An 18,245-nucleotide genomic window follows, 5' to 3' on the forward strand; every position below is an offset into this window, starting at 1 on the left:
TTTGGCAAAGGCGCTGGCCGAGAGCGCCAGCGCCTTTCTGTCCTGTTAGAACTTCTCGTGATCGCCCAGATAGCGCCACTTGCCGGGTGGTAGCTTGGCGAGCTTCACCTGGCCGATACGCACGCGCTTGAGGCCGACGACACGCAGGCCGACCAGCTCGCACATGCGGCGGATCTGGCGCTTGCGGCCTTCGCGCAGCGCGAAGCGCAGCTGGTCTTCGTTCTGCCAGCTCACCTTGGCGGGCTGCAGGGCGACGCCGTCCAGCATCAGGCCATGATTGAGCAGCTTGAGATCGTCGAAGGACAGCGGCCCTTCCACGCGCACCAGATACTCTTTTTCAACATCGCTCTTTTCGCCGATCAGTTGCTTGGCAATGCGGCCATCCTGCGTCAGTACCAGCAGGCCGGTGGAGTCGATGTCGAGGCGTCCGGCAGGCGCTAGCTTGCGCAGGTGGCGTGCTTCGACGCGACGCTTGATCGGGTCTTCTTCCCAGTGGTTCTCCGGCGTGATGAGCACGCTGGCGGGCTCGTAGCCATCTTCTGCCTGACCCGACACGTAACCCACCGGCTTGTGCAGCAGGATGGTGACGCGCTGCGTCTGGGTGGTCTCCGCAATCGGTGTCAGCTCGATCTTCTGGTCGGGCAGGATCTTGCTGCCCAGCTCATCGATGACTACGCCATCTACCTTCACCCAGCCGCGCTCGATGTAGTCATCAGCTTCGCGGCGCGAGCACAGCCCGAGTTCGGCCATGCGCTTGGAGAGGCGCACCGAGCCATCGGCATCCTTGATCTGCGGTGCGCTTTGCCGCTTCGCTGCGGGGCGGCGAGGGCGCTCCGTGCGTTCTGTGTCGACGCCATCAGCGCCGCGGGTACGGCGCTCGTGCGGACGGGCCGGCCCGGTGTCGTTGTAATCGCGCGGTTTGGCAGGGCGCAGATCGGGGTTGAAGGTCGGGCTGGCCTCGCGCGTCGAGCGACGTACCCTGGGGGCATCCTCTTCGCCGCGTTGCGACCGGCTGCGTGGTGTCTCGTCGCGCTTCGCGAATTGCGAGGCGGGAGCCGGGCGTGCGCGCGGCGCAGCTGCCTCAGGCTCGCTCTCTTCGCGGCGCGGTGGCTTGCGCTTCGCTTCCTGAGCCTTGGCCTCGGCGGTCGAGATACGCGGTTTGACGACACCACTTGCACGGACGGGTGCGCGCCGTGGCGTACCAGGTACTCGCTTTTCCGGTGCGGCCTTGGTGGGCAAGCTGAGTTTCTTGGGTTTTTCAGTATCGGACATGAGGTGTTCGGGATCGATTCAGTTCGGGATTCCGTGTGCATGACACGGCAAGGGAAGCGTGCAAGATCGTGCGCAGGGTCGATGCATTGTAGGTGCCGGGCAGGTGGTCCGGCAGGTAAACATTCGTAGCTCGTCCGCTGGCTTCATTCCAGCGCCAGACCATTCGTGACTTTGTCGACTTCGCCTTGCCGGGCCTCAGCACTGCTTCCGGCCCGCCTTCGCGGCACGAATGATCCGGCAATGGCATCAGGTGTTGTAGCCAAGTAATGCCAGATGCTTCGGCCGCAGATAGCACCAGTCACCCAGCTCCAGCTCCGGCAAGGAGCCATCCTCCATCGACAGGTTACCGACGGCGAAGCGATGCAATGCGTCGACGTGGTTGCCGGCTGCCGCGATCATGCGTTTGACCAGGTGGTACTGGCCCTGGTCGACGACGAGTTCGATCTGCTTGTCGCTCACGCGCTTCGCCTGCAAGGCACGCGAAGGCTCGTTTTCATCAACCAGTTGCACGCCCTCCAGCAGTTTGCGGATCTGCTCGTCATCTACCGGCTGGTTGGTGGTGGCGCGATAGCTCTTCGTCACCTGACGCTTGGCGGACGAGATGGAGTGGATGAACTGGCCGTCGTCAGAGAACAGCAGCAGGCCGGTGGTGTCGACGTCGAGTCTGCCAACGCTCTGGGCGCCGCGCAGCACGACGGGGTCGGGCAGCAGGTTGTAGATCGTCTCGTTGTGCTTGGGCTTGTGCGAGCACTCATAACGCGGCGGCTTGTTCATCGCGATGTATACCTTCTCGGCGTACTCCCATTCCCAGTCGTTGAGTTCGAAAGTGAAGTCGGTCGTGTCGTATTCCTGGAAGGGGTCGTTGACGACCACGCCGCCGATTTTGACTTCGCCTTCACGGATGGCCTTGCGGCACTCCTTGCGCGAGCCGAAGCCTTGGGACTGGAGAATTCTGTCGAGTTGCATGTGTATTGGGGAGTGGTATCGAGAGGGTCTAGAGAGCGTAGGTGAGCAGGCGCTGCAGGAACAGCGCGCCCAGTCCCAGCGGGAAGCTGACGCCGCCGCGTCGTTTCAGCATGTCGCGTACGCGTGCTTCGTCATCCAGCATCTGTGTCACTTCGTGGGTGATGGTGCGGGCCCGCGCGTAATACAGGCCCTCGGCCGTGCAGGCCACCAGGATGCGCAGGGCGATGAATGCGGCGAAGCTCAGCTGCGATGCGCCGCTGCTGGCGATGCCACACAGCAGCATGCTTTCGATGAAAAACAGTAGCGTGCCGGTGCGGTACAGCTTGCGATAGAGAAACCAGACCGAGCCGAAGAACAGGGCAGACCACATGAACCCGGTGCGTGGCGTTGCCTGATGCCAGCGTCGTGCATAGCTTGCGTCCTGAGTGAAGGCCAGCAGGCGTTCATGGCCGATATCGGGTTCGCTCTGCGGTTCGTCGAAAGCCGGATCGTCGGGGTTGTATTCCCACTCTTCGAGCTTGTAGCGATCTGCAGCGATGGCCGCGAGGATTTCGCGCGCCTGCGCAGCATGACGGGCCGGCACGCGTATGCGTACGCCATCGAGTGCATAGGCGAGATAGCCGAAATAGTGCGCGGTATTGACGTCATCGACCACTGCGGGCACGCCACCGGCTACGAGCGTCGCCCGCAAGATGGCAGCTTCCGCAGGCTTGAGGCGCTGCTCGACGATCACCATGTCGTCGCCCGCGTGCATGTCGCATGGCGTGGCGGGATCGTCGTGGCCGGCCATCTCACTGGCCTCGCATGAAGAGCTTGTCGAGTTCATTCATCGACAACTGCACCCAGGTCGGGCGGCCGTGATTGCACTGGTCGGCGCGCTCGGTCGCCTCCATGTCGCGCAAGAGCGCATTCATCTCTGGAAGCGTGAGCTGCCGGTTGGCGCGCACCGCGCCGTGGCAGGCCATGGTGCCGAGCAGCTCGTTGCGACGCGCGGCGATCACTTCGGTTGCGGGAAAGTCACGCAGTTCTGCGAGCAAGGCACGCAGCAACTCGGTGACGGAGGCGCGCGCCAGCAGCACCGGTACGCTGCGCACCGACAGTTCGTTGGGACCGGCCGGTGCAACATCGAAGCCCATGCGCTGAAGTGTGTCGGCGTGGTCTTCGGCGGTTGCCATCTCGATCTTGCTGGCGTTGAACACGGCAGGAATCAGCAGGCGTTGCACGCCGGGTGTGCCTTCGAGCACGTGCTTGAGCTGCTCGTAGAGAATGCGTTCGTGGGCGGCGTGCATGTCGACCAACACCAAGCCCGTTTCGTTTTGCGCCAGCACGAAGACGCCGTGCAATTGTGCGATGGCGTAACCCAGCGGCGCGCCTTGCGTGGTTTGCGGCAAGGGGCGCGGGGCGATGTCCGCAGCCGGGTTGCGCGGCGCGAAGTTGCTCAACGATGCGCTCAGTGAGGACGCAACCGATTCGAAAGCCGGCGAGCGGCTCAGCGGGCGCTCGAACTGCGTCGGCGAGAAATAACGCGCCAGCGCAGGCTCTTCCACGCCGAGGTGTACCTGTTCGGTCGGGCTGGCATAGGCCACGTATTCGTCCACCACGGGCGCGGCGACGGCCGCCTGCACAGGCGCAGCCAGCGTGCGCGTCAATGCGTGGAAAACAAACTGATGGATCGCGCGCCCTTCGCGGAAACGCACTTCCGTCTTCGCCGGATGCACATTCACATCCACGCCCGCAGGATCAAGCTCGAGGAACAGTGCATACGCCGGATGGCGATTGCCGTGCAGGATGTCTGCATAAGCTTCGCGCAGCGCATGCTGGATGATCTTGTCGCGTACGAAGCGACCATTGACGTAGAAGTACTGCCCGTCACGATTGCTGCGTGCATAGGCCGGCAACGAAGCGAAGCCGAACAGGCGCAAGCCGCTGGCTGCGACGTCCACCACGCGTGCCTGCTCCATGAAATCGTCGCCGAGAATTTCGCGTGCGCGGCGTTCCGCATCGCCCGGTGCGAGACGCAGATTGACGCGGCCGTTGTGCGACAGCTGGAAGCCGACTTCAGGACGTGCCAGCGCCACGCGGCGGAAAGCGTCATCGCAATGGCCGTATTCGGTCGAGTCCGACTTCATGAACTTCCGGCGTGCCGGCGTGTTGTAGTACAGATCTTCGACCTCGACGACCGTGCCGCCATTCAATGCTGCCGGCATCGGCTCGTGATCGCGCTCGCTGACCTTCCACGCATGGCTGGCGCCGCGTGCACGGCTGGTGATCTTGGTGCGGGCCACCGAGGAAATGGCGGCCAGCGCTTCGCCGCGAAAGCCCATCGTGCCGACGGCTTCCAGATCTTCGAGCGAAGCAATCTTGCTTGTCGCATGACGTTCCAGCGCCAGCGCCAGGTCCTCCTTGTCGATGCCGCAACCATCGTCGGTGATGCGCAACTGCTTGATGCCGCCTTGCGTGAGCTGTACCTCGATAGCCTTGCTGCCGGCATCAAGTGAATTCTCCAGCAACTCCTTGAGCACCGACGCGGGGCGTTCAACCACCTCGCCGGCAGCGATCTGGTTGATGAGGACTTCGGGAAGCTTGCGGATGGTGGGCATGCGCGGAATCAGGCGGCAAAGGCGAGATTATAGGCCTTGCGCCGCCTGACCCAGATGCCCTTGGCGGGCGGCGCTGCTATTCGAGCATCGCCAGCTTGGACTTGGCCAGCGGCGGGTTCTTGGCGAAGTAGCGCTTGATTCCGCGCAGCATGGCGGCAGCCATCTTGTCCTGGTAGTCCTCGTCGGCGAGTTTCTTCTCTTCTTCGGGATTGGAGATGAAGGCGGTCTCGACGAGGATGCTGGGGATGTCCGGCGCTTTGAGCACGGCGAAGCTGGCTTCTTCGATGGCGCCGCGATGCAGGGTGTTGATGCCGCCGATTTCGCTGAGCATGGCTTTGGCGAGCTTGGTGCTGTCGTTGAGCGTGGCGGTCTGCGACAGGTCGAGCAGGGTGCGCGCGAGGTGCGAGTCCCTGACGCCGACGTTGATGCCGCCGATCAGGTCGGCCGCGTTTTCTTTCTGTGCCAACCATTTCGCCGCGGTGCTGGATGCGCCGCGCTCGGAGAGGATGAAGACGGAACTGCCGCGCGCTTCGGGCTTGATGAAGGCGTCAGCGTGGATGGAGACGAACAGATCGGCTTCGACACGTCGAGCCTTCTGCACACGCTGGCCGAGCGGCACGAAGAAGTCTGCATCGCGCGTGAGCATGGCGCGCATATTGGGCTCGTTGTCGATGAGGGCCTTGAGGCGCTTGCCGATGGAGAGCGTGACGTGCTTTTCGTAGGTGCCTGCCCTGCCGACCGCACCCGGGTCTTCGCCGCCGTGACCGGGGTCGAGCGCGATGGTGATAAGGCGCGTAACGCGAGTCTTCTGGATCGTTTCGGTGCGTTTGTCGGGCGTGATCTCTATCGTTTGCCGGGTGATTTCGAGTTTGGGCTGAGCTGGATCGATCTTTGCCGGGTCGGCCTTGGCGAGCTCCGGGTTCGGGTTGGTGTTACCAGCGGCTGCGTTTTCGGGAGTGCTCTTTTCGATCAGGGCCAGCAGCGGGTCGACGGGTTGTGTTGGATAGAGGTCGAGCACGAGGCGGTGACCGTAATTGCCCACCGGGGCGAGCGTGAAGATCTGCGGCCGGATCTCGCCCTTGAGCTCCACCACGAGACGCACCACGCCGGGCCGGTTGCGGCCCGCACGGATGAGCTTGATGTAGGGGTCGGCGTCGATGATCTTGGAGGGCAGGCTTTGCAGCACGCTATTGAATTCCACGCCTTCGAGATCGACGACGAGGCGTTCGGGATTCTTGACGACCTGCGCGGTGTAGCGCAGCGCATCGCCGCCTTCCAGCGTGACGCGCGTGTAGTCCTGCGCAGGCCAGACACGCACGGCAAGTACCTTGGTATCGGCACCCAACGCAACGGGGGATACGAGCACGGTCATCAACGCGCCGCCCGCTTTCAGCAGGCTGCGACGCGACATGCTTTCCAGCAGCGGATTCACTTCGCGTCTGGCGGTGGGTTTGTGGTCAGGCTTGAATGCGTCAGACATGCGCGGCCTCGCTCGGTGAAAACACGTAACTCGGCACGGCGGCCTTCCTGTTCGACTGCGAGGCGCAATTCGATGTCCGGTTGCGGGACGTAGGGCAGGGCCTTGTCGGCCCATTCGACGAGGCAGATGCCGCCGTCCGAAAAGTATTCATCAAGCCCTGCATCCAGAAATTCGTCCGGGTGGTTGAATCGATAAAAATCAAAGTGATACAGCGATATTCTAGAAACTGAATAAGGTTCTAGCAAGGTGTAGGTGGGACTTTTCACATTTCCCGTGTGACCCAGTGCGCGTAACAGGCCGCGCGTGGTGGTGGTCTTGCCAGCGCCCAGGTCGCCCGTCAGCCAGATGACGAGACCATGCGCTTCCTCGCTGTTCACGACGGGCGCCAGTGACGCACCGAAGGCTTCGGTGGCCGCGGCATCTGCTAAACGCAAGCTCAGCGCGGGGCCGGGCGGATTATCATCGGCGGCGGAATGGCTATCAGACAAATGAGCGGACAAGAACAGGACTCTCTCGACAAGGTGGCGCTCAAGGGCCGCATCAAGGCGTGGGCGCTCGAACTCGGGTTTGCCAATGCGGGGGTAGCGGGCATCGATCTCAGCGATGCAGAGCAGGGCCTGGCCGACTGGCTGGCCGCCGGTTTTCATGGCGAGATGGATTATATGGCGCGCCATGGCATGAAGCGCGCACGCCCCGCGGAATTGGTGCCGGGCACGCTCAGCGTGATCTCGTTGCGCATGAATTACTGGAGCGAGAGCGATCGCGGGATTGCCGAGGCAGCGCTGGCCGATGGCGAGCGCGCCTACATTTCGCGCTATGCATTGGGGCGCGATTATCACAAGGTGCTGCGCAAGCGTCTGCAGCAACTGGCCGATCGCATCGCGGCCGACATCGGGCCTTTCGGGCACCGGGTATTCGTGGATTCGGCGCCCGTTCTTGAAGTCGAACTGGCGACGCGCGCGGGCCTTGGCTGGCGTGGCAAGCACACGCTGACGCTGACGCGCGAGGCGGGCTCGCTGTTCTTTCTGGGCGAGCTGTACACCGATCTGGACCTGCCGCCGGACGAACCTGTTTCCGAGCACTGCGGGCAGTGCACGCGCTGCATCGACATCTGCCCGACGCAAGCCATCGTGGCGCCCTACAAACTGGACGCGCGGCGTTGTATTTCCTACCTCACGATTGAACTCAGAGGCGCGATTCCCGTCGAATTCCGGCCCATGATTGGCAATCGTGTTTATGGTTGCGATGATTGCCAGCTGGTGTGTCCGTGGAATCGTTTTGCACGCGTCACCGAGGAGAAGGACTTCTCGGTGCGCAATGGGCTCGACAGCGCATCACTGGTCGAACTGTTTGCCTGGACGCGCGAGGAGTTCGAAACGCGCATGGCAGGCAGCGCGATCCATCGCATCGGCTACGAATGCTGGTTGCGTAATCTGGCTGTCGGCCTGGGCAATGCCCTGGCAGTGGCGCCCTCATCGACCGGCATTCTTGCGGCCTTGAGGACGAGGCAGGATGATGCGTCAGAGCTGGTGCGCGAGCATGTGGGCTGGGCGCTGGCGCAGCATGTCGCGCAGGCCTGAGCAATTGAAGCTGGAAAGAAGTTTTGTTGTGCCGGAATAAGCTGCACGCTGCGTGTGTTCATCCGGTTGTTACCCCGGCCGTATCCAAAAGTAGACCCATCAACAGAGAATCAATCAGGAGAACCGCATGAAGCTTCGTTACCTTGCCGTTGTCGCGCTCGCCGCCGTCAGCACCCTTGCACAAGCCCAGTCCAAGCCCGAAGATCTGATTCACTTGCGTCAAGGCGGCTTTCAGTTGCTGGCGCGCAATGTGGGTGCTCTGAATTCCATCGCCAAGGGCGACGTGCCTTTCAACAAGGAAACGGCAACCAATACGGCCGAGTTTGTAAGCCTGCTCGTTCCGCAAATCTGGGCTGGTTTCGGCGCGGGTTCGGACAAGGGCGCGCCAACGCGTGCCAACGCGAAGATCTGGTCTGACGATGCTGGCTTCAAGGCCGCACAAGAAAAGCTGCTGGTCATCACGCGCAAGTTGCCCGCTGCTGCTGGCGATGCCAACTCGTTGAAGGCGGCACTGGCGGATATTGGTGGTGCTTGCAAGAACTGCCACGACAACTATCGCGACAGCAGCTACCACTGATTGCCTGGCGTCGTAATGAAAAAGGCTGGCACATGTGCCAGCCTTTTTTCGTGCGTATTCCGGTGAGCCGTTCAGAGCTTGGTGACGATGTACCAGACGGCACCTGCTGCGATGGCCAGGACGATCGCGCCGAGCAGCGCGTTGCCGCCCTTGGCGTCCGGCGTGCTGGCGTCTGCTGGCAAGGTCTTGCTGCCGGTAATCATCGGCGAGACCAGATCGTCTTTCTTGATGAAGCGGTAGAAGAGGATCGCGAGGATGTGCAGCACGATCAGACCGATGATGATCCACTGATTGATCGAGTGTGCGACATGCAGCTTGTCCGACAGGCTTTCGCTGATGAGCTTGCGCAGCGGGCCGTCGTTCAGTTCATCGTCATAATTGAACAGGCCGGAAACTGCCTGAAACAACAGCGACAGCAGCAGCGCCAGAACTGACAGGGCACCCAGCGCGTTGTGGCCGGTGCGGCTCGGGTCGTGCTTGCCTGAGCCCAGGGAGCCCAGATAACTCAGAACTGCGCCCGGGCCTTTCACGAAGTTGAAGAAGCGTGCATGGTCGCCGCCGATGAAGCCCCACACGAGGCGGAACAGCAGCAGTGCCAACACGCTGTATCCCGCAAGCATATGCAGGTTGCGATCCGACTTGGCCCAGATGGTGATGAATGCGGCCGACACTGCGATCAACAATAGCCAATGAAATAGTCGCAGCGGCAAATCCCAGACTTTGACTTTCTTCGTCGATCCGGCGTTGTTCGTACTCATCTATTGCGCTCCTGATGGTGGGGATTGGCTTGTCTGGTTATTTGCGTCGAGCCCGGGCACTGCTGGCCGGTTGCATGCTTAGGTATTGGCGAGGTGCTCCGGTTCCACATCTTGCAGGAAATCGCGAGGCGTGTGGATGATTGGGCGCGCCATGCTTTGCGCTACACTTCGCCGCTCCGAATTTTCCGACTTCTGGTGCGCAATCATGGCTTTCTCCGACACGCTCAAACAACTGCCCGGCGTTTCCCATCTGGCAGGTATTCAACTTGTGGACAGCAGTGATGCGGTCGTGGCGACGATTGAAAACAAGCCGGGGCAAGGCGGTTCGCTGGTGGTGTACAACCACCTTGCACAGACCTTCGGCGCGATCACGCCCGAGGCGGCCAGCAAGGGTCTGGAGTTATATGCCGAGCACACCGAAGACGCACGTGCGAATCCAGGCAAACACCCCAATATCGACCGTTTGTTCGGTCTCGTCGAGCGTCAGGAAACCCTGCGCGTGAAGCACCTGTTCGCCGTCTGAAGCCTGACGCGCGCTATTTTTCGCGATAGACCAGCACAGGTGTCGTTGTATGGGTGAGCACCTTGTGCGTTTCCGAGCCGATCAACAGGCCCGCCAGGCCGCGTCGGCCATGTGAAGCCATGAATATCAGGTCGCACTGTTCCGCGACCGCGGTGCGGGTGATGACTTCCCAGGGAATGTCATTGACCTCGGTACGCGTGCTGGCTGCCACGCCGGCGCCTTCGGCCAGTGCGCTGACTTTGTGCAGGATCGCGTCGGCGACTTCCTGCGTGCCCCGCAGGAAGTCCTCGCGGTTCTCCGGCGCGATCAAGGTGCCTTCGCCGACGATGGGGCGCGGGTAGTCGGGCTGGACGTGGAGAAACGTGATGCGTGCGCTGATCGAGCGCGCGAAGGCGACGGCACTCGTGGCGGCATGGGATGACAGTTCAGAGCCGTCGACGGGAACCAGAATGTGCTTGTACATGGCGACCTCCTGCGTAACTTGGGCTTTCCTGCGTTCTGTTCTGCTTTCATTCTAGGAAACGCATGACTCCTTGGCTGGCCGGGATTGCAGGGGAGCGCGGTATGGTCCGCCGGAACCTTGGTTTTTTTGCCCAGGCACTGCGTATTTTCCGAAAGGGTGCTGTAAGGCCTTGATCGCTATAATGGCCGGCAGTTATTAATCAAGAGAGCTGTTCATGAGTTTTAATCGCGTTTCCCCCGGCGTTGATGTGCCGAACGATATTCACGTCATCGTCGAAATCCCGTTGCGAGCCGACCCCATCAAGTACGAAGTCGACAAGGACACGGGCGCGGTCTTCGTCGACCGCTTCATGGGTACGACGATGTACTACCCATGTAACTACGGCTATGTGCCTGGCACCATCGCGGGCGATGGCGATCCGGTGGACGTGCTGGTCGAGGCGCCGTTTGCGCTGATTCCTGGCGTGGTGATCCGCTGCCGGCCCGTCGGCGTGTTGCACATGGAGGACGAGGCTGGCGAGGACGCCAAGGTGCTTGCAGTGCCGATCACCAAGGTGTCGCCCTTGTACTCGCACGTGCAGTCCTATACCGACTTGTCTCCGCTGCTGATCAAACAGATCGAACACTTTTTCCAGCACTACAAGGATCTGGAGAAAGGCAAGTGGGTCAAGCTGCTGGGTTGGGAGGGGCCGGAGGCTGCCAAGCAGGAGATCTATGCGGGCGTCGCGGCATTCCAGGCACGATCGGGCGCATCGACGGATTGAGGTTTTGTGCGCCTGCACCGGGCGCCTCATCAAGAAACGAGGGCCGTGAGAACAGCGATATAGCTGTTTCTCACGGCCCTCGTTGTTTTGACGCCTGCAGTCTTAGGGTTGTGGTTGCGCCACGCAATCCACGCAGTAACGTGCTACCCCGCCGTCTTCCTTTTCCTTGACGAGACCATGCACGTCGGTTTCGAAACCCGGGAAGCGCTCGTTGAAGGTGCGTGCAAACTTCAGGTAGTCGACGATGGTCTTGTTGAAGCGCTCGCCCGGGATCAGAAGTGGAATGCCGGGTGGGTAAGGCGTGACCAGCATGGCGGTGATGCGGCCTTCGAGCTCGTCGATGGACACGCGTTCGATCTTGCGATGCGCCATCATCGACCAGGCATCGGTCGGGCGCATGGCAGGTTCCATTTCGGACAGGTACATGTCTGTCGTCAGGCGTGCCACGTTGTGGAGCTTGTACACGTCGTGAATCTGCTGGCACAGGTCGGCGAGGCCGATGCGCTCGTAGCGTGGGTGCTTGGCGACGAATTCCGGCATGACGCGCCACAGCGGCTCGTTCTTGTCGTAGTCGTCCTTGAACTGCTGCAGCTCGGTCACCAGTGTGTTCCAGCGGCCCTTGGTGATGCCGATGGTGAACATGATGAAGAAGGAGTACAGGCCGCACTTCTCGACAATGATGCCGTGCTCGGCCAGGTACTTGGTCAGGATGCCGGCGGGAATGCCGCTGTCCCCAAAGGCGCCATCCACGTCGAGTCCCGGCGTGATGATGGTGGCCTTGATCGGGTCGAGCATGTTGAAGCCTTCGGCAAGGTTGCCGAAGCCGTGCCAGCGCTCGTTGGCCTTGAGCATCCAGTCTTCGCGCTCGCCCATGCCTTCTTCGGCGAGCTCGTCGTCCGGGCCCCACACCTTGAACCACCAGTCCGCGCCCCATTCTTCGTCCACCTTGCGCATGGCGCGGCGGAACTCCATGGCTTCCTGGATCGACTCTTCGACGAGCGCCGTGCCGCCGGGCTCTTCCATCATCGCGGCGGCCACGTCGCACGAGGCGATGATGGCGTATTGCGGCGAGGTCGAGGTGTGCATCAGATAGGCCTCGTTGAAGAGGTCTTTGTCGAGCTTGCGGGTCTGCGAATCCTGCACGAGGATCTGCGAGGCCTGTGACAAGCCGGCGAGCAGCTTGTGCGTCGATTGCGTGGAGAACACCATCGACTCCTTGCAACGCGCACGGTCCTTGCCGATGGCGTGATAGTCGCCGTAGAAGTCGTGGAAAGCGGCGTGCGGCAGCCAGGCTTCGTCGAAGTGCAGCGTGTCGATCTTGCCGTCGAGCTCTTCCTTGATTTCCTCGACGTTGTACAGGACGCCGTCATACGTGCTCTGCGTGATGGTGAGCACGCGCGGCATGGCGTTCTTGTCTTCGATGAAGGGGTTCTTCGCGATTTTCTTCTGGATGTTTTCCCACTTGAACTCGCTCTTCGGGATCGGACCGATGATGCCGTAGTTGTTGCGCGTGGGCATCAGGAACACCGGAATCGCGCCTGTCATGATGATGGAATGCAGGATGGACTTGTGGCAGTTACGGTCGACGACCACGATGTCGCCTGGCGCCACCGTTGAGTTCCACACGATCTTGTTCGATGTCGAGGTGCCGTTGGTGACGAAGAACAGGTGGTCGGAGTGGGTGATGCGCGCGGCGTTACGTTCCGACGCAGCGATCGGACCGGTATGGTCGAGAAGCTGGCCGAGCTCTTCCACCGCGTTGCAGACGTCGGCGCGCAGCATGTTCTCGCCGAAGAACTGGTGGAACATGTGGCCGACCGGGCTCTTCAGGAAGGCGACGCCGCCGGAGTGGCCGGGGCAGTGCCAGGAATACGAACCGTCGGACGCGTAGTGCACCAGTGCGCGGAAGAAGGGCGGTGCCAGTGAATCGAGATAGGCCTTGGCTTCGCGCACGACATAGCGCGCGATGAATTCCGGCGTGTCTTCGAACATGTGGATGAAGCCGTGCAGCTCACGCAGCACGTCATTCGGGATGTGGCGCGAAGTGCGCGTCTCGCCGTACAGGAAGATCGGAATCTCGGCATTGCGAAAGCGGATTTCCTGCACGAAGGCACGCAACTCGGCGATGGTTTCTTCCGCCTCGTCCGAGGTCAGCTCCTCATCGTCCACAGACAGAATGAAGGCTGAGCCGCGGCTCTGTTGCTGCGCGAACGAACTCAGGTCGCCATAACTGGTGACGCCCAGCGCCTCCATGCCTTCGCCCTCGATGGCCTTGACCAGTGCACGGATGCCGAAGCCGCTGGCGTTCTCCGAGCGGAAGTCTTCGTCGATGATGATGATGGGGAAATGAAAACGCATGGGGGCGGGCTCCTTGAGGGGCGAGCGAAACAAGGCGCGGATGATACTCCGCGTACATGAAGGAATGGCTACTTCTGCGCGTCGCGGAGAGTAGCGTCGAAAGAGTCCTGGCTGAAGCCCGCGAGCGTCAGCCGCCCGATCACGAAGTACGGCACGCCGCGACCCCCCAGTTTTGCGTATTGCGCCTGTGCCGACTTGTCCTTTTCGACATCCCGGTCACTGAAAGCAATGTTCTTGGCCCGCATGTACTGGCGCGCCTGCTTGCAGTAGCCACACCAGTCAGTGGAGTACATGACGACAGGCGGAGGCGCTGAATTGCTGGCTGCCGGCCGCTTGAGAATGGCTTGCCAATCCTCTTGTGCGCTGAGTTTCCCCTGTTGCGCCGGGCCGGAGTAGCTCTGGACACGCAGCTCTCTTGCGTTCGTACCGTCAGCCGGCGGCTCGTCGGTATAGATGACCTTGCCATCCTTGCCGATCACCTTATATACCGCAGCTTCCGCCAGGCCCTGCGTCAATAGCAGGCAAGCAGAGAGCAGGACGATCAGAGGTCGCACTGGCGTTCAGATCTTCGGCAGCGTGACGCCGACCTGACCCTGGTACTTGCCGCCGCGATCCTTGTACGAAGTCTCGCAGACTTCGTCCGATTCGAAGAACAGCACTTGCGCGCAGCCTTCGCCCGCGTAGATCTTGGCGGGCAGCGGGGTCGTGTTGGAGAACTCCAGAGTGACGTAGCCTTCCCACTCCGGCTCGAATGGCGTGACGTTCACGATGATGCCGCAGCGCGCGTAGGTGCTCTTGCCGAGGCAGACGGTGAGCACCGAGCGCGGGATGCGGAAGTACTCGACCGTGCGGGCCAGCGCGAAGGAGTTCGGCGGGATCACGCAGTAACCCTTGCCGGACACTTCAACGAAGGACTGGGGATCGAAGTTCTTCGGATCGACGATGGTCGAGTTGATGTTCGTAAACACCCGGAATTCGTCAGCGCAGCGGATATCGTAGCCATAGCTCGAGGTGCCGTAGGACACGATCTTGGCGCCATTGGCCTCGCGCACGAGCTGGGGCTCGAAGGGCTCGATCATGCCGTGCTGTTCCGCCATGCGGCGAATCCATTTGTCTGCCTTGATGCTCACGTTCTTGTCGCCTCTCACTACAGAACGCGTGAAAAGAGGGCTGCGCACGCGGCTGGCGTTATTGGTTCGCTCGCCGTGCCTCAGCACTGCTCTGCGCGAACCGCCTGGCCAACCGCGCGCTCGCTCCTCTTCTCACGCGTTCTGACTTTGGAAAACGCGGATTTTACCGGTTTGTGACGGCTCCGCGCGGTATCGGCATCAAACGCGTGCGTTACGTGTTCTGCACGACGATGGTCGGGAACTTGTGGCGCAGGTCGCGTTGCTTCTCGGCGATGGCAATTGCCACCTTGCGAGCGATGCCGCGATAGGCATCGGCGACCGGGCTGTCGGGCGCCGAGACGACGGTCGGAGCGCCGGAGTCGGCCTGTTCGCGGATCTGGATGTCGAGCGGCAGGCTGCCGAGGAAAGGCACGCCATAGTCGGCGCACATCTTCTCGCCGCCACCGGCGCCGAAGATGTGTTCGGCGTGACCGCAGTTCGAGCAGACGTGGATGCTCATGTTCTCGACGATGCCGAGGATGGGGATGCCGACTTTTTCGAACATCTTGAGGCCCTTGCGGGCGTCGAGCAGGGCGATGTCCTGCGGTGTGGTGACGATGACGGAGCCAGTGACGGGTACTGTCTGCGCCAGGGTCAGCTGGATGTCGCCAGTGCCGGGGGGCATGTCGATGACGAGGTAATCCAGGTCGTCCCAGCGTGTTTCTGTAAGCAGCTGGCGCAGCGCCTGGGTTGCCATCGGGCCGCGCCACACCATGGGCTGTTCGGTGTCGATGAGGAAACCGATCGAGTTGGCCTGGATGCCGTGGGCGAGCAGCGGCTTCATGGTCTTGCCGTCATCGGATTCCGGTTGCTGGCCAGCCAGGCCCAGCATCTGTGGCTGGCTCGGGCCGTAGATGTCGGCGTCGAGCAAGCCGACACGTGCGCCTTCCTGCGCCAGTGCCAGCGCCAGATTGGCGGCGGTCGTGCTCTTGCCGACGCCGCCCTTGCCCGAGGCAACTGCGATGATGTTCTTCACATTCGGCAACAGCTTCACATTGCCTTGCACGGCATGGGCGACGACCTTCGAGCTGACAATGACCGTGGCGGTGCGGATGCCGTCTTGTGCCAGCGCGGCCTTTTCGAGTTGCTGGGCGATGGGTAGATGCTGGCTGTTGGCGGGGTAGCCGAGTTCGACGGTCACTTCCACAGAACCATCATTGATGCGAACCGAGCGGATCGCACGGGCTTCGCCGTAGCTCTTGCCGGTGTTCGGATCGATCTGTTCGCCGAGAAGAGTGAGCAATTGCTGATCGGATAAAATCATGGTCCTTCGTGCGGCAGATGGCCGCGATAGCGGGTTCGGGAGGCGAGGCACGCGTCTGCCGCAAAGCAGATCAGGAGCCTTGTCCGTAGGGGGTTAATAGTTGATTGATTTGGTCAAGTTTAGCACGGGCTTTTACGAAGCCAGAGCCTGCCCGTCCAGGGGCCCGAGCGTCTCGGCATGACCGAAGCCGGTCACGTCGAGCCCGTCGAGGACGGCCGTAACGACAATTCCTGCCTGAACTGCGGCGCGTGCTGCACGGATTATCGCGTGTCGTTCTACTGGGGTGAGGCCGATGACGCGCCCGGTGGCTACGTGCCTGCTGACCTGACCGTGCAGGTCACGCCGGTATTGCGCGCCATGCGTGGCACGCATCCTCAGGCGCTGGGCTGCGTGGCGTTGAAAGGCAAGCCCGGCGAATGCGTGGCCTGCGGTATCTATTTGAACAGGCCGACGCCGTGCCGCGAGTTCGACACGCATGAAGCGGATGGCACGGTGAACCCGCGCTGCAATGCCGGCCGCGCGCGGCTTGGCTTGGCGCCCCTGCAGGACAAGCCAACAGCTCAGGGGTGAGCCGGCGTGGTCTGCAGCAGGGTCGACAGGACTTCGCGCAGATGCCCGCTGGGGGTCGGTTTCTGCAGCAGCGGGAAACCGCTGGAGCGTGCCTCGGCGAGGCGATGCGGGTCTGTGTCGCCGGTGATCACGGCGGCAGGAATGTCGACGTTGAAGTGCTTGCGCACGCCTTCGATGGCTTCGATGCCGGTACGGCCTTCGAGCAGGCGGTAGTCTGCGAGGATGGCGTCGGGCGCCGAATCGAGCTGCGCCAGCGCGTCTTCCAGCGACTCCGCTGCGATGGGTTTGCAGCCCCAGGCCGCCAGCAGGGCCGACATGGCTTGCTGGATGATGGGTTCGTTGTCGATCACCAGCACGCGGCTGATGTTTTGCGGCAGCACGGGTAGCTCCGGCCGCAGGATTTCCGTTTTGGCCTGCTGCGTTGTGTCGAGCGGCAGCGCGACCGAGAAGACCGAACCCTTGCCCTCGATGGAGCGCAATTCCAGGCGTTGGCCGAGCAGCCGGACCAAGCCGTCGACAATAGCCAAGCCCAGCCCGAGCCCTTTGCGGCGATCCCGCTCGGGGTTGTCGAGCTGGTAGAACTCGCGGAAGACTTCATCCTGCTTGTCCATCGGGATGCCGATGCCGGAATCCCACACCTCCAGCCGCAGATGCTTGCCGCGCGGCCTGCACGCCACGAGGATGCCGCCGCTGGCCGTGTACTTCACCGCGTTCGAGACGAGGTTGCGCAGGATGCGCTCGACCATGCGAGGGTCGGACAGCACGCGTACCGGCCGATGGCGGATATGCAGGCGCAGACCGCGCTGCGCGGCCAGTGGCGCGAATTCGGCTTCGATGCGGATCAGCAGCGGTGCGAGATTGAAGGAGCGGAACTCGGCCTGCAGCGTGCCGCTGTCGATGCGCGAATAGTCCATCAACTCGTCCATCAGCTCGCCCATGCTGGTCGTGGCCTCGCGCATGCTGGCCAGCAGGCGCTCTGCCGCGGGCGTCAGCGGCTCGGCCTGTAGCGCATCGGCCAGCAGGCTGATCGATTGTAGCGGCTGGCGCATATCGTGGCTGGCGGCGGCAAGAAAGCGCGTCTTGCCGGAATTGGCGGTTTCGGCAGAGTAACGGGCGCGCTCTGCCGCCTGGGTTTGTACCTGCAGCTGGCGCAGCAGCTCGTGATTCTCGAAGCGCAGACGGATGCTGCCCTTGGTGAAGCGATTGTTCACCCAGCCGAAAATCAGCGTGCACAGGAAGTAACTGACGGCGATGAAGCCCATGCCGAAGGCGAGGGGATGAGACTGGGTGAAACAGAGGACGGCGTAGGGGATGAGCGCCGCCAGGGCGTACAACACGTAAGCCAGATAGAGCGTGCCCAGCGCCGGCGCGGCAGCACCGGTGAGACCCGCCAGGATCATGCCGATAGCCGCCAGCGTCAGCGGGTCGGTATTGGATGTGATGTAGGCTAGGCAGCCCCAGCCGATACCTGACAGCGCGGCGCCTGCGATGAACAGCACACCCCAGGCGTCGGTAGACAAACGATTGCGCCAGCGGCCGTTGTGGGCCGTGACCATGGCGATGCGCGCCAAGGTGAGTACGGCAATGGCGCCTAGCCACATCAGCAACACATGCAGTTCGAAGGCCTGCCACAGCATCAAGGTCACGCTGATGACACCGAGCGTATTGCCCAGCAGAAGCGACGGGCCGTGCGTGAACAGCAGCTCGATCTGTTCTGCCCGCAAATGCTTGTCGGACAAGCTCGCGGACGCAGCGGGGTCGGCGGATTGCGCCATGTGCTTGTGCGGTCGGGATGAATTGAATCGATGGTGCATTCATATCCTCGAAGGCACCAGATGGATATTCGGGCAGCCGGAGCAGCCCTCACGCCTGGCTCAATCCTTGAGTGCAGCGGTTTCGCTT

General features: G+C 62.0%; 18 protein-coding genes. 5 read left to right on the forward strand and 13 right to left on the reverse strand.

Annotated features, from left to right (window positions below):
* Positions 1-45: 45 nt before the first annotated feature.
* The 6 genes from VVD49_RS10795 to tsaE form a co-directional block, all read right to left on the reverse strand.
* Positions 46-1,272 carry a pseudouridine synthase gene (locus VVD49_RS10795; RefSeq protein ID WP_327599187.1) on the reverse strand — a complete coding sequence of 409 codons (1,227 nt, stop codon included), beginning with the start codon at positions 1,270-1,272 and terminating at the stop codon, positions 46-48.
* A gap of 246 nt (positions 1,273-1,518) precedes the next feature.
* A complete protein-coding gene (locus VVD49_RS10800) occupies positions 1,519-2,238 on the reverse strand; it encodes a pseudouridine synthase (protein ID WP_327599188.1) in 720 nt (239 codons plus the stop codon).
* A 28-nt stretch (positions 2,239-2,266) separates the two neighbouring features.
* The gene (locus VVD49_RS10805; RefSeq protein WP_327599189.1) at positions 2,267-3,064 is read right to left on the reverse strand and encodes a DUF2628 domain-containing protein; all 798 of its coding nucleotides are present in this window, start codon (positions 3,062-3,064) and stop codon (positions 2,267-2,269) included.
* Positions 3,030-4,838: a DNA mismatch repair endonuclease MutL gene (gene mutL, locus VVD49_RS10810; protein WP_327599190.1), complete on the reverse strand. Its 1,809-nt coding sequence runs from the start codon at positions 4,836-4,838 to the stop codon at positions 3,030-3,032. The genes VVD49_RS10805 and mutL overlap by 35 nt, the downstream gene beginning before the upstream one ends.
* A 76-nt stretch (positions 4,839-4,914) precedes the next feature.
* Positions 4,915-6,249: an N-acetylmuramoyl-L-alanine amidase gene (locus VVD49_RS10815; RefSeq protein ID WP_327599964.1), complete on the reverse strand. Its 1,335-nt coding sequence runs from the start codon at positions 6,247-6,249 to the stop codon at positions 4,915-4,917.
* A gap of 17 nt (positions 6,250-6,266) precedes the next feature.
* Complete coding sequence (gene tsaE / locus VVD49_RS10820) at positions 6,267-6,806, reverse strand: tRNA (adenosine(37)-N6)-threonylcarbamoyltransferase complex ATPase subunit type 1 TsaE (protein WP_416384901.1); 540 nt, start codon at positions 6,804-6,806, stop codon at positions 6,267-6,269.
* On the opposite strand from tsaE, the gene queG reads away from it, so the two are divergent.
* Positions 6,807-7,898 (forward strand): tRNA epoxyqueuosine(34) reductase QueG, encoded by a 1,092-nt coding sequence (gene queG, locus VVD49_RS10825; protein WP_327599191.1) that lies wholly within the window; start codon positions 6,807-6,809, stop codon positions 7,896-7,898.
* A gap of 127 nt (positions 7,899-8,025) precedes the next feature.
* Positions 8,026-8,475 (forward strand): c-type cytochrome, encoded by a 450-nt coding sequence (locus tag VVD49_RS10830; protein WP_327599192.1) that lies wholly within the window; start codon positions 8,026-8,028, stop codon positions 8,473-8,475.
* Between the two features lie 71 nt (positions 8,476-8,546).
* On the opposite strand, the gene VVD49_RS10835 is transcribed toward VVD49_RS10830, so the two are convergent.
* Positions 8,547-9,233, reverse strand: a complete 687-nt coding sequence (locus tag VVD49_RS10835; protein WP_327599193.1) for a cytochrome b/b6 domain-containing protein — start codon at positions 9,231-9,233, stop codon at positions 8,547-8,549.
* Between the two features lie 205 nt (positions 9,234-9,438).
* Here VVD49_RS10835 and VVD49_RS10840 point away from each other — a divergent pair, with 205 nt between their 5' ends.
* A complete protein-coding gene (locus VVD49_RS10840; protein ID WP_327599194.1) occupies positions 9,439-9,756 on the forward strand; it encodes a DUF2322 family protein in 318 nt (105 codons plus the stop codon).
* A 13-nt stretch (positions 9,757-9,769) separates the two neighbouring features.
* Here the strand turns inward: VVD49_RS10840 and VVD49_RS10845 are convergent, their stop codons facing one another.
* Positions 9,770-10,219: a universal stress protein gene (locus VVD49_RS10845; RefSeq protein ID WP_327599195.1), complete on the reverse strand. Its 450-nt coding sequence runs from the start codon at positions 10,217-10,219 to the stop codon at positions 9,770-9,772.
* A gap of 214 nt (positions 10,220-10,433) precedes the next feature.
* Here VVD49_RS10845 and ppa point away from each other — a divergent pair, with 214 nt between their 5' ends.
* The gene (gene ppa / locus VVD49_RS10850; RefSeq protein ID WP_327599196.1) at positions 10,434-10,982 is read left to right on the forward strand and encodes an inorganic diphosphatase; all 549 of its coding nucleotides are present in this window, start codon (positions 10,434-10,436) and stop codon (positions 10,980-10,982) included.
* A 102-nt stretch (positions 10,983-11,084) separates the two neighbouring features.
* On the opposite strand, the gene VVD49_RS10855 is transcribed toward ppa, so the two are convergent.
* The 4 genes from VVD49_RS10855 to apbC all read right to left on the reverse strand — a co-directional run bounded on the left by VVD49_RS10855 (position 11,085) and on the right by apbC (position 15,773).
* Entirely contained in the window at positions 11,085-13,340 is a 2,256-nt protein-coding gene (locus VVD49_RS10855; RefSeq protein ID WP_327599197.1) for an arginine/lysine/ornithine decarboxylase, read from the reverse strand.
* A gap of 68 nt (positions 13,341-13,408) precedes the next feature.
* A complete protein-coding gene (locus tag VVD49_RS10860; protein ID WP_327599198.1) occupies positions 13,409-13,894 on the reverse strand; it encodes a glutaredoxin domain-containing protein in 486 nt (161 codons plus the stop codon).
* 6 nt (positions 13,895-13,900) lie between these two features.
* Positions 13,901-14,470 (reverse strand): dCTP deaminase, encoded by a 570-nt coding sequence (dcd, locus tag VVD49_RS10865; protein ID WP_327599199.1) that lies wholly within the window; start codon positions 14,468-14,470, stop codon positions 13,901-13,903.
* Between the two features lie 211 nt (positions 14,471-14,681).
* Positions 14,682-15,773 carry an iron-sulfur cluster carrier protein ApbC gene (gene apbC, locus VVD49_RS10870; RefSeq protein ID WP_327599200.1) on the reverse strand — a complete coding sequence of 364 codons (1,092 nt, stop codon included), beginning with the start codon at positions 15,771-15,773 and terminating at the stop codon, positions 14,682-14,684.
* 177 nt (positions 15,774-15,950) lie between these two features.
* Between apbC and VVD49_RS10875 the strand changes: the two genes are divergently transcribed.
* A complete protein-coding gene (locus tag VVD49_RS10875; protein WP_327599201.1) occupies positions 15,951-16,343 on the forward strand; it encodes a YkgJ family cysteine cluster protein in 393 nt (130 codons plus the stop codon).
* On the opposite strand, the gene VVD49_RS10880 is transcribed toward VVD49_RS10875, so the two are convergent.
* Complete coding sequence (locus VVD49_RS10880; protein ID WP_327599202.1) at positions 16,334-18,118, reverse strand: ATP-binding response regulator; 1,785 nt, start codon at positions 18,116-18,118, stop codon at positions 16,334-16,336. The genes VVD49_RS10875 and VVD49_RS10880 overlap by 10 nt on opposite strands.
* Positions 18,119-18,245: the final 127 nt, after the last annotated feature.

Source organism: Uliginosibacterium silvisoli, assembly GCF_036017035.1.
Lineage (GTDB): Bacteria > Pseudomonadota > Gammaproteobacteria > Burkholderiales > Rhodocyclaceae > Viridibacterium > Viridibacterium silvisoli.